The following is an 11,364-nucleotide window of genomic DNA, read 5'->3' as shown; positions in this document are numbered from 1 at the left end:
AGTTTCACATGTCCGATCTGCTGTTCCGTCCGCTCCAGGCGGACGAGTTCCCCCTGTTCCACCGCTACGGTCCGGTGCCCGCATCGGGAGTCGGCCTGCGTCCCCGGCCCTTCGAGGAGCTCGGCTACCGGTCGGGGTGGGTCTGGGTCGCCTCGCGTGGCGACGAGGTGGTCGCGCGTGCGGCCTTCTGGGCCCCTGAGGGTTCCGACCGTCCGGCCTTTCTCGACTGGTTCGACCCCGGCCACGGTGACGACCGGGTCGAGACGGGCGCCGCCCTGCTGGAGGCCGCCCTTACGGGGCTGTTTCCCGAAGGGGACACCCGGCCCGAGTACCACCTGTTCCTGCCCGTCGGCTGGCAGGAGCAGCCGGACGCGCTGGCGGACGCGACCGACCGGATCGACGCCGCCGAGCGGTTGGGCTGGCGCAGGACCGTCGAACGGCTCAACCTGCGCTGGCTTCCCGAGTACGGTCTGCCACCCAGGTCGGTCCGTCTCACCTTCACCCCGGCAGACGACGACGAGACCGTGCTCGGCCTGCTCGCCAGGGTCGCCGGGGACAGTCTCGACTCCTGGGACCGGCGCACCAGCGCCGAGAAGGGGGCCGAGGCGACGGCGAGGGAGACCCTCACGGCGCTCGCGGGGTATCCCGGCGGGCGCTCCCGCTGGCGCCTGGCTCACGACGCGTCCGGAGCGCTGGTCGGCGTCGTGATGCCGACCAGCAACGACAGCTCGGCGACGGTCGGCTACGTCGGGGTCGATCCCGCGCACCGTGGCCACGGCTACTCCGGCGATCTGGTCACCGAGGCGCTGCACATCTTCGCCGCGGAGGGCGAGCCCCAGGTCTACGACAACACCGACCTGGGCAACGTCCCCATGGCCGCCTCGTTCGCCCGGCTGGGTTACCGCGTCACCGGCCACCGGATGGTGCTCATGTAGTTCCGGCCACGCCCGCGCCCTCTGGCCGTGATGTCGGAGATGTCAGAGATATCCGAGACGCTCGGGGCGCCGGAAGTCGGTCAGGGGGCCGGGCGGAGTGCGCGAAACCTTCACAATTCATCACAGGTGATCTGCACGCGGCCCCCTTACGCTGCGAGGCATGACATCCCCCCAACAACGACGTGTCCTCGTGGTGGAGGACGACGAGACGATCGCGCGGGCCGTGGGGCACCGGCTGACGGCCGAGGGCTTCGACGTCCAGGTCGTGGGTGACGGGGAGGGGGCGCTCACGGCCTACGCCAGGGCCGGTGCCGACGTGGTCGTGCTCGACCGGCTGCTGCCCGGTCTCGACGGCCTGGAGGTCTGCCGCAGGATGCAGGCCGCCAGGCCGGTGCCCGTGCTCATGCTGACCGCACTGGGTGAGGAGACCGACCTGCTCGTCGGCCTCGGGGTCGGCGCGGACGACTACATGGCCAAGCCGTTCAGCATGCGCGAACTGGTCGCGCGGGTGCACGCGCTGCTGCGCCGGGTGGAGCGGGCCTCCCAGCTCGCCGTCGAGGACACGGTCATCCGGGTCGGTGACGTCGAGATCGACACCGCGGAGCGGCGGGTCTACGTGCGGGGAGCGGAGGCGCAGCTCACCAGGACCGAGTTCGACCTGCTGTGCCGTCTCGCCGAGCGGCCGGGCCAGGTGTACGAACGTGAACGGCTGCTCGCCGACATCTGGGGGTTCTCCGAGGCGGCCGCCACCCGGACGGTCGACAGCCACGTGCGCGCGCTGCGCCGCAAACTCGGCCCCGGCGTGGTCAGGACCGTCCACGGAGTGGGCTACGCCCTCGTCCGTAACTGACCCGCTCCTCTTTCAGTACCGGAAATCCTCCGAACCGCCACCACTCGACCAACGGACGGGCCCCATTGAGACCCCTCGACTTCCTCGGCAGGATCAAGGTCAAGATCGGCATGGTCATGCTGCTGGCCGTCGCCGCGGCGTTCGTCGCCAACGAGGTCGGCATCAACGCCGGATATCCGCGCAACGTCCGCGTCGCGGTCGCCGTCGCGTTCGCCCTGGTCATGATGCAGTTGCTCGCCCGGGGGATGACCAAACCGCTGCGTGAGATGGCCGCCGCCGCGCAGACCATCGCCAAGGGCCGCTACGGTCTGCGCGTCGCCGCCACCTCACGTGACGAGGTCGGCGAACTCGCCCGTGCCTTCAACGCGATGGCGGCCGACCTCGGCGAGGTCGACCGGCAGCGGCGCGAGCTGGTCGCCAACGTCAGCCACGAGTTGCGCACACCGATCACCGCGCTCAGGGCGGTCCTGGAGAACGTGGTCGACGGCGTCTCGACGCCCGACCCCGTCACGCTGGGAACCGCCCTGTCCCAGACGGAGCGGCTCGGCAGACTGGTCGCCCAGCTTCTCGACCTGTCCCGTCTCGACTCCGGGGCCAGGCCGATCGAGCTTGAGGAGGTCGAGCTCCGGCCGCTGTGCGAACAGGCGCTGCGCGAAGCCGTACTCGCCAGGGAGGGCGTCACCGCCCGCTGTGAGGTGCCCGCGGGCCTGAGCGCCCACGCCGACCCCGACCTGCTGGCGCAGGTGCTGGCGAACCTGCTGGACAACGCGGTACGGCACAGCCCCGCGGGCGGGGTCGTGGTGCTCGGAGCCGCCCCACGGGAGAACGGCGTACGGCTGCGCGTGACCGACCAGGGGCCGGGCATCCCGCAGGAGGACCGGGCTCGGGCGTTCGAGCGCTTCTCCCGGCTGGACGCCGGGCGGGCGGCGGACGTGGGCGGCGCAGGCCTCGGGCTGGCCATCGTCAAGGAGATCGTCGAGCTGCACGGCGGCTGCATCCACGTCGAGGACGGCGGGGGCTGCCGTGTCGTGGTCGACCTTCCGGAAAGTTCTTCGGCCTCGACCCTCACCCGGGCGTCGCGCGGACCGGCTGACGCCACCGGCCGTACCGGTGCCACGGGGGGCGCCCGGCTCTCCCAGGACGAGGCGCCCGTCGAGGGATCTGGTTTTCGGGAGATCGCGGGATCCGAAACGCCCGGCAACCCCGCCAAGGCGCGAGGGGAAGGCCCACGGCTCCCTGAGACGGCGGAATCCACCGGGGACTCGGGGGTTGAGGCGCTTCGGGAACACGGCGATTCGGACGAGGCCGGGAAAGCCGTGCCTTCCTCCGAGGGGACGGGGTCGCCGGAGATCACGGAATCCGGCAAGTCCGCCGGGCTCGCCCACCGGGCCGGGGGAACCGGTGAGAACGCGAAGCTCTCCGATGCCGTCGAGGGTGGTCTGGCCGGACCCAGGGAAAGTGCCGGCGCAGCCGGATTCGCGCGGTACGCCGAAGGAGACGGTGAACCTCCCCGGAGGACCGAGCCCGGGGCGGTGGAGCCGTCGGCCCCGGGTGAACCGCACCCGTCCTCGGCGAACGGGCCGGTGGCGGGTGAGTCACGGCTGTCCTCAGAGCGGGGGCCGGTGGGCGGGCCGTACTCGTCCTCGGCGAACGGGCCGGTGGCGGGTGAGTCCTCAGCGCGTGAGCAGCCGAGGGCAGGCGAGTCGCATCTGTCCTCCGAGCGGAGACCCGCGGTGGGCGGGTCGTATCGGTCCGCCGCGTGGGGGCCGATGCCGGGGGCCCCACGTCGGTCCCGGCCGCCTCGCAACTGGGCGGGGGCGTTCGCCGGACTCTTCGGCGGCGGGATCGCCGGACTGGTCTGCGGGGTGGTCACGGGGTTGATCATCGCCTCGATGAGCCCGCTGCTGGGGGCGCTGGCCGGTTTCCTGATCACGCTGGGCGGCGGGTTCGTCGGCACGGTGCTCGGGATCACCGACTCCTACGCCAGGGCTGCGGGAAGCCTCCCGGAGCGTCCCGTCATACCGAGGCCGGCGGGGCACGGCAGCGGGCCGTGGGGTGCGCGAGCGACCGGCGCCACGCGGGAAACCACCGGTGGCGAGCGGGGGACGGGCTCCTCGGGAGGCTCCCCGGACGGCACGCTGGAAGGCCTCCCGGCAGGGACGTCGGAAAGTTCTCCGGGAAGCCCCTTCGGGGGTCCTTCGGGAAAGGGCTCGGGAGGGCCGCCGGGGGGATATGTGGCCCCGCCGTTGTTCCCCAGGCCCGAGCTGCCCGCCACCCCCCGCTGGATGCTCGCCGCCGGCGCCTGTGTCGGCCTCGTCGCGGCGCTGGCCCTGCCGTACAGCCGGATCGGGCTGGGGTTCGTGCTCGTCGCCGTCGCCATGGGTGTGGCGGTTCTGCCGGTCGCCCGGCACCGGATCACACCGTGGTCGGCAGGGCTGGGGGTGGTCGCGTACGGACTCGTCACGGTCGCGGTGTTCAGGGACTCGGACTGGCTGGTCGCCTCGCTCCTGCTGGCCGGGTTCCTGCTGGCCGCCCTCGCCCTGTCGGGGGTGGGACGCGGCTGGCTCGGGGTGGTCAGGGGCGCCGCCTCAGTGCTGATCGCGCTACCGCCCGTGCCGTGGTTCCTCGCGGAGTCGGTCAAGGGGGCGTCCCTGCGCAGACGAGTGGTGCCCGCGCTGGTCGGGGTCGGGCTGAGCCTGGTGCTCGTACTGCTGTTCGGCGGGCTGTTCGTCTCGGCGGACGCGGTCTTCGCCGACGCCGTCGAACGGATTCTGCTGGCGCAGGACTGGGCGGCGTCGATGCCGGTGCGGATCGTGCTGTTCGCGGTCTTCGGGGTGCTGGTCGCCGCGGCGGTGCTGGTCGGCCTGCGTCCCGTGGCCGAACCGAGGGTTCCCACGCTGCGGCTCACGGTCGGCCGGAGCCTGTGGGTGCCTCCGCTGGTCGCTCTCAACCTGCTGTTCGCCGTGTTCGTGGGGATGCAGCTGACCGTGCTGTTCGGCAGCACCCGGTGGGTGGTCTCCGCCGTGGGGCTGACCTACGCCGAGTACGCCAGGTCAGGGTTCTTCCAGCTCGTCATCGTCAGCGTGTTCGTGCTGGCCATCGTGGCGGCGGCCTCGGTCCTGGTCGATCTCGGGGGGCGTGAGAGGTGGCTGATGGCCGGCCTGCTCGGCCTGCTCTGCGCGCTGACCCTGGTGGTCCTGGCCTCCGCGCTGCACCGTCTCGACCTCTACGTCGACGCCTACGGCTTCTCCCGGCTGCGGGCCTCGGTCGAGGCGGCGATCTGGTGGCTGGGCGCCGTCTTCGTGCTGGTCCTGGCCGCGGGGGCGGTACGGCTCACCCGGCGTGGCCACGCGGGATGGCTGCCCAGGGCGATGGTGATGATGACCGGGGTCGCGCTGCTGGCGTTCGCCGTGTGGAACCCCGACCTGCGGGTCGCCGAGACCCAGGTCGCCATCCGGGGTGTCGAACGGCTCGACCAGGCCTACCTGGGCGACCTCGGGGCGGAGGCCGTACCCGCGCTCGACCGGTTGCCCGAGCCGATGCGCAGCTGTGTGCTGCGGGACGTGGTCGCCGCCAACGACCTCGCGGCCCCCGACCCGTGGAACGGATGGAACCTCGCCCGCCAGCGGGCCAGGGATCTGCTGGCCGAACGCCCGGTGCTCTCCGGCCCTGAGTGCGCGACCACCTCCTCCCGGGGGCCGTACGACTGATTCCGGCGGGGACTCGCCGACCGCCTCCGGCGTCACGGCGAGTCACCCCCGGACGGCTGGAACGCTCGAAGATGCACGGAATCCCTCTTCAATGATTGAATCCGAGCATGTCCTTTGATGTGTTGATCAGAGACGGCTGGGTGTTGGACGGAACCGGCGCCCCGGCCTTTCTGGCGGACGTCGGGATCACCGGGAGCGAGATCACCGCGGTCGGCAGACTGACGGGGGCGGAGGCCGCGACGGTGATCGACGCCTCTGGGCGCCACGTCATGCCCGGTCTGATCGACTGCCACGTCCACGGCGACGCCCTCGTCTTCGACTCGGAGGTGCAGCTCGCCGCGCTGCGCCAGGGCGTGACGACCTTCGTCCTCGGTCAGGACGGCCTGTCCTTCGCCCCCACCTCGACCCCCGAGGCCTTCGCCTACGCCACCCGCTACTTCGCCGCGGTCAACGGCGCCCACCCCCACGCGGACGGCCCGCTGAGCGTGGCGGAGCTGCTGGCGGGCTACGACGGGGCGAGCGCGCTCAACACCGTCTACCTGCTGCCGCACGGCACGATCCGCTACGACGTGATGGGCGCCGCGGAACGGGCGGCGTCGGCCGACGAGCTCGCCGCCATGCTCGCCCGGGTCGAGCGCGGCCTGTCCGAGGGGGCGGCCGGGTTCTCCACGGGCCTGGAGTACGCCCCGGGACGCTACGCGGACGCCGCCGAGCTGGCCGCGCTCTGCGCGCCCCTCGGCGCTCTGCCGTACGTCACGCACATGCGCGGCTACGGCGCCAATGCCACGACCGGGATGACCGAGGTGACCGACATCGCCAGGCGCTCGGGCGCCGCCGTGCACGTCTCGCACTACCACGGTCCGGCGGCGACCCTGCTGCCGATGGTCGATCGGGCGCGCGACGAAGGTCTCGACGTCACCTTCGACACCTATCCCTACCTGCGGGGCAGCACGATCCTGGCGATGGTCGCGCTGCCGTCGTGGATTCCGGCCGCCGACACGGACAGGGCGCTCAGTCTGCTGGAGTCCGAGCGGATCGAGTGGGACGAGACGATCTGGCCGAGGATCACCCTCTCGCACGTCCCGGGGGCCGAGTGGGCGGAGGGGCTGACGCTGCCCGAGGCGGCGGAGCGGGCCGGCGCGGAACCGGGTGAGTTCTGCCGCGCGATCCTGGTCGCGACCCGCCTTGAGGCCGGGTGCGTGATGGCCCGCCCCGACGAGGGACCGGAAGGGGAGGAGTCGGTCCGTGCGATCCTGCGGCATCCCGCCCACACCGGTGGTTCCGACGGCATCTACGTCGGAGGGCATCCGCACCCCAGGGGCTACGGGGCCTTCGCCCGCATGCTCGGCCACCACGTCCGCGACACCGGTGACCTGACCCTGGAGCAGGCCGCCGTCCATCTCGCCTCCCACCCCGCCCGGCGTTTCGGCCTGGCCGGCAGGGGCCTGATCCGCGCGGGTCAGGTGGCCGACGTCGTCGTTCTCGACGCCGCCCGCGTCCAGGACCTGGCCACCTACGCCGACCCCCGCGTCCCCGCGGCCGGTGTCGACGACGTCCTCGTCTCCGGAGTCGCGGTGCTCGCCGGAGGAACGCTCACCGGGGCCACCCCCGGAAGGGCGATCAGACCCTGACGGATAGGGTCCAGCAAGGGAAGCGAAGGGGGTAACACGTGAAGGGGATCGTCGATCCCAGTCGGGCGGTCGGGTCCTCACTGTTCGGGGGGGCCTTCAGCTTCCCCGTGATGGTGGCCAACCGTGACGCGCTCGAACACAACATCGCCACACTCGCGGGATTCGCCGCCGACCACGGGTTGCTCCTCGCCCCGCACGCCAAGACGACCATGTCGCCGGAGCTGGTCAGAGCCCAGCTTGAGGCGGGCGCGTGGGGGCTGGCGGTCGCGACCCCGAGCCAGGCGTTGACCCTGCGCGAGTTCGGCGTGTCACGCGTCCTCATCGCCAACCAGGTCTTCGACCCCGCGGGCCTCGACGCGATCGCCGCCCAGCTGGACCAGGACCCGTCGTTCGAGTTCCTCTGCTTCGCGGACTCGGTCGCCGGTGTCGAGACACTCTCCCGGCACGCGGGCGGCAGGCCGTTCCAGGTGCTGGTCGAGCTGGGACACGAGGGCGGCAGGGCGGGCTGCCGTACGCTCTCCGACTTCCTTGAGGTCGCCACGGCGGCCCAGGAGGCGTCCGGCGTCGAACTGGTGGGCGTCGCGGGCTACGAGGGCGGGCTGGGGAACGCGCAGGAGGTGCGCGCCTACCTCGGCAGGCTGGTCGAGGCGCTGGAGCACCTGCGGGTGCGCGACCCGATCCTGTCGGTCGGCGGCAGCCAGTGGTTCGACGTGATCGGCAGGGAGCTGGCCACCTGCCAGGCCAGGGTCGTGCTGCGCAGCGGCGCCTACGTCTCCCACGACGACGGCTACTACCGCGAGCGCACGCCGTACAACCGGATCGAGGGGGAACTGCGGGCGGCGCTTGAGGTGTGGGCGTACGTGCTGAGTGTGCCCGAACCCGGTCTGGCCGTGGTGGGCTTCGGCAAGCGGGACGCCCCCTTCGACGAGGGGCTGCCGGTGCCCAAGGGGGCCGTCGAGGGCGCGACCGTGCTCAAGGTCCAGGACCAGCACGCGATCCTGCGGCTCACGCCGGACTCGACGGTGAAGCCCGGAGACCTGGTCTCCTTCGGCATCTCCCACCCATGCACCGCCTTCGACAAGTGGCGGGTCATCCCGGTCGTGGACGACGACCACACGGTCGTCGATCTGATCACGACCTATTTCTGACGTTCTGTCGTTGTCGTAGAGAGTCTCCTAAGGAGTTGTGACATGAGTGGCAAGCAGGAACTGCGGACGGACGAGGGCGCCGCGCCGGTCGGGGCGTACTCACAGGGCCTCGTGGTCGGTGACTTCGTCTACACCTCCGGCGCGGGCCCGCTCGACCCCAAGACCGGTGAGGTCGTCGGCACCGACGTGGCCGAGCAGACCCACCAGGTGATGCGCAACCTCGGCGCGATCCTGGCGGCCCACGGTCTCGGGTTCGACGACGTGGTCAAGTCGACCGTCCACCTTCAGCACCTGAAGCGGGACTTCGCCGCCTACAACGAGGTGTACAAGTCGTATTTCACCCAGCCGTACCCGGTCCGTACGACCGTCGGCTCCGACTTGATGGACATCCTCGTCGAGATCGACTTCGTCGCTTACAAGGCACGTTAGAGTCTGACCGACTGCGTGGGAAGGCGGCGGTTTGGACAGCTCGCTATACGTCTACGTCGAGGACGTGCGGGGTGAGGGCCTTGAGGCGGTCCTCGACCGGGTCACCGGGTACGGCGTGGCGGGCGTGACCGTCGCCGCCGCCTATCACCGCGCTCGCGACGTCACCCCGCACGGCCGCCCCCGGGTGACCGTGCGTGACGACGGCGTCCACTTCCTTCCGCCGGCCGACCTGTTCGACGGGCTCCGCCTCGTCCCGCCTGTGCAGGCGGGTGCCGAGGAGGAGCCCCTGACCGCGTTGCGTCTGGCCACCGCGGAGCGGGGCCTGAAGCTGCACGGCTGGACCGTCTTCCTGGAGAACACCACACTCGGCCTGGCCAACCCCGACGTCACCGTGCGCAACTGCTTCGGTGACCGGGGTTCGCCCGCCGAGCTGTGCCCCTCCAACCCCGACGTGCGCCGCTACGCGGTGGCGCTCGGCAGGGCCGTGGCCAGGCAGGGGGTGGACAGTGTGGTCGCCGAGGCGCTGCACTTCGGCACCTTCGGCTGCGGCTACCACAACGACCGCTGCTTCGTGCCGCTCGGGCCGATGGACGTCTTCCTTCTGGGCCTGTGCTTCTGCGACTTCTGCATCCGCCGCGCAGCGGACCTCGGTGTCAACGCGGAGGTCGCCAGGGAGGAGTGCGCCAGGATCGTGGGCGGTGTCCTCGACGGCGACCCGCCCGCGCAGGGCGAGGTGACCAGGGCGGCGCTGACCGCCTACGCGGGGCCCGAGGTCGTCTCCTACGCGCGGGCCCGCTCCGAGGTGGTGACCTCACTGGTCTCCGAGGTCTCCGCCGCGGTCACCGCGGAGGGCACCAGGTTCGTCTTCCTCGACGCGACCGGCGCGGCGAAGGGCTACATGGACGGCCTCCCCCCTTCCGGGCTGTCCGCGCACGACTCCTGGCAGCTCGGCGTCGACCTGGTCGCCCTGGGTGACCTGGTCCCCTCGCTCGGAGTGCTCGCCTACGCCCGCGACGCCGAGCGCGTCGCGGACGACCTGGTCGCCTACCGTCGTTCCACGGGCAAGGAGCTGCGGGCGGTGCTCCGGCCCGGAATGCCGGACACCGACTCGGAGGAACGGCTGGCCGCCAAGGTCAGGGCCGCCAAGGTCGCCGGGGCGGACGCGGTCGACTTCTACGCCTACGGGCTCATGCCGTACCCCATCCTCGACCGCATCCCCGGGGCCCTGTCCGGCTGACCGTTCACGGAACTGTCACGCCGGTCGGTGGCGGGGGATCACCAGGGCGGGCACCAGGGCCACGGCGATGATCACCAGAGTCCAGGTGAAGCCACCGGCGAAGGCGGCGGTGCCGTACGAACGGGTCAGTGCCTGCAGGACGACCGCGGTCACGGCGGCGCCGAGCGCGCTGCCCACCCTGATCACGATCTGCGAGGCGGTCGCGGCACCCGGAACGGCCGCCCTGGGCAGGGTGCGGTAGGCCGAGGCCATGATCGACGGGGTGACGAGACCGTGCCCGAGGCCGATCACGAAGAGCGCGGCGGCCGACGGGCCGATCACGGCGCAGGCGAGGGTCCCGGCGAGCACGGTCACGATGCCCGCCACCCCGGGCAGCCGGGCGCCGAGCCGGTCGGTGAGCCGTCCGGCCAGCGGCATGGTGACGATCGCGCCCACGCCCATCGGGGCGATCAGGAGGCCCGCGTCCAGCACGCCCGTTCCCGGGACGCTCTGCGAGTACAGCGGCACCAGCAGCAGCACACCGAAGACCCCGACGGAGTAGAAGAACAGGGACGCCGCGGAGGTGGTCAGCCCTCTGTCGCGGAAGAGACCCACGTCGATCAGGGCGCCGGTGCCCCGGCGCAGCGAGTGCGTGACGAAGACCGCGACGAGCGCGGCGCCGAGGCCGAGTCCCAGGACCGCCCGCGTACCGCCCCCCGCCTCACCGAACTGTGACAGTCCGTAGACCAGCGCGGCCAGCCCGGGGGACAGCAGCACCAGACCGAGCAGGTCCAGCCGCCCGGCGTCGCGCTCCCGGTCACCGGGCAGCAGCCGTACGGCCAGCAGCAACGCGACCACGCACACCGGGACGTTGACGTAGAACATCCACCGCCAGCTCAGGTGGTCGACGAGCACCCCGCCGAGCAGCGGCCCGAGTACCGGCGCGAGCATCGACGGGACCGAGATCACGGCCATCACCCGGCCCAGCCGTTCGGGGCCCGCGGCGCGGGCGAGCAGGGTCTGCGCGATCGGCATGAGCAGCCCGCCGCCGATCCCCTGGAGCACGCGGAAGGCGATCAGGGCGCCCACGGACCAGGCGGCCCCGCACAGGACCGATCCGGCTCCGAAGATCGCGAGCGAGGCGATCCAGGTCGTCTTGGCGCCGAAGCGCCCGATGGCCCATCCGGTCACCGGGATCGTCATGGACAGGGCGAGCACATAGCCGGTGACCGTCCACTGGACGGTGCTGAGCGGGACACGCAGGTCACGGCCGAGAACGTCGATCGCGACGTTGACGATGGTCGCGTCCAGCATGGTCATGATCGTGCCGAGCACCACGGTGATGGAGACGGCGCGCAGCGCGGGGTCGGATCGGGCTTGGGTGACGGTCATCCAGATCACCATTCCGTACAGTGTATCGGTTTTACGTACACTGTATCGCTCCT

General features: G+C 71.7%; 8 protein-coding genes. 7 read left to right on the top strand and 1 reads right to left on the bottom strand.

Annotation, left to right across the window (positions count from 1 at the left end):
- The first annotated feature begins 8 nt into the window (after positions 1 to 8).
- From ACFOYY_RS27130 to ACFOYY_RS27100, 7 genes are all read left to right on the top strand, one after another.
- On the top strand, positions 9 to 935 hold the full coding sequence (locus ACFOYY_RS27130; RefSeq protein WP_386193217.1) for a GNAT family N-acetyltransferase: 927 nt from the start codon (positions 9 to 11) through the stop codon (positions 933 to 935).
- Between the two features lie 160 nt (positions 936 to 1,095).
- Positions 1,096 to 1,785: a response regulator transcription factor gene (locus ACFOYY_RS27125; RefSeq protein WP_352009774.1), complete on the top strand. Its 690-nt coding sequence runs from the start codon at positions 1,096 to 1,098 to the stop codon at positions 1,783 to 1,785.
- Positions 1,786 to 1,850: 65 nt separating this feature from the next.
- Entirely contained in the window at positions 1,851 to 5,495 is a 3,645-nt protein-coding gene (locus tag ACFOYY_RS27120; protein WP_386193214.1) for a DUF4153 domain-containing protein, read from the top strand.
- Positions 5,496 to 5,602: 107 nt separating this feature from the next.
- Complete coding sequence (locus ACFOYY_RS27115) at positions 5,603 to 7,126, top strand: N-acyl-D-amino-acid deacylase family protein (protein WP_386193211.1); 1,524 nt, start codon at positions 5,603 to 5,605, stop codon at positions 7,124 to 7,126.
- Between the two features lie 38 nt (positions 7,127 to 7,164).
- Positions 7,165 to 8,274 (top strand): alanine racemase, encoded by a 1,110-nt coding sequence (locus ACFOYY_RS27110; protein ID WP_386193209.1) that lies wholly within the window; start codon positions 7,165 to 7,167, stop codon positions 8,272 to 8,274.
- Between the two features lie 42 nt (positions 8,275 to 8,316).
- A complete protein-coding gene (locus ACFOYY_RS27105; RefSeq protein WP_352009770.1) occupies positions 8,317 to 8,703 on the top strand; it encodes a Rid family detoxifying hydrolase in 387 nt (128 codons plus the stop codon).
- Positions 8,704 to 8,734: 31 nt separating this feature from the next.
- Positions 8,735 to 9,940, top strand: coding sequence for a hypothetical protein (locus tag ACFOYY_RS27100; protein ID WP_386193205.1), 1,206 nt, complete (start codon positions 8,735 to 8,737; stop codon positions 9,938 to 9,940).
- Between the two features lie 15 nt (positions 9,941 to 9,955).
- Here ACFOYY_RS27100 and ACFOYY_RS27095 read toward each other — a convergent pair whose 3' ends face one another.
- Positions 9,956 to 11,323 (bottom strand): DHA2 family efflux MFS transporter permease subunit, encoded by a 1,368-nt coding sequence (locus ACFOYY_RS27095; protein ID WP_386193202.1) that lies wholly within the window; start codon positions 11,321 to 11,323, stop codon positions 9,956 to 9,958.
- Between the last annotated feature and the right edge of the window lie 41 nt (positions 11,324 to 11,364).

It is taken from the genome of Streptosporangium jomthongense (assembly GCF_042650425.1).
In the GTDB taxonomy this organism is placed as follows: Bacteria; Actinomycetota; Actinomycetes; order Streptosporangiales; family Streptosporangiaceae; genus Streptosporangium.
Note: the sequence above shows the minus strand (reverse complement) of the source record. Positions and strands in the feature narration are given on the sequence as shown.

Coding starts and splice junctions, on each gene's coding strand:
- ACFOYY_RS27125 (WP_352009774.1), top strand. CDS start 1,096: ATGACATCCCCCCAACAACGACGTGTCCTCGTGGTGGAGGACGACGAG.
- ACFOYY_RS27105 (WP_352009770.1), top strand. CDS start 8,317: ATGAGTGGCAAGCAGGAACTGCGGACGGACGAGGGCGCCGCGCCGGTC.
- ACFOYY_RS27130 (WP_386193217.1), top strand. CDS start 9: ATGTCCGATCTGCTGTTCCGTCCGCTCCAGGCGGACGAGTTCCCCCTG.
- ACFOYY_RS27095 (WP_386193202.1), bottom strand. CDS start 11,323: ATGGTGATCTGGATGACCGTCACCCAAGCCCGATCCGACCCCGCGCTG.
- ACFOYY_RS27115 (WP_386193211.1), top strand. CDS start 5,603: ATGTCCTTTGATGTGTTGATCAGAGACGGCTGGGTGTTGGACGGAACC.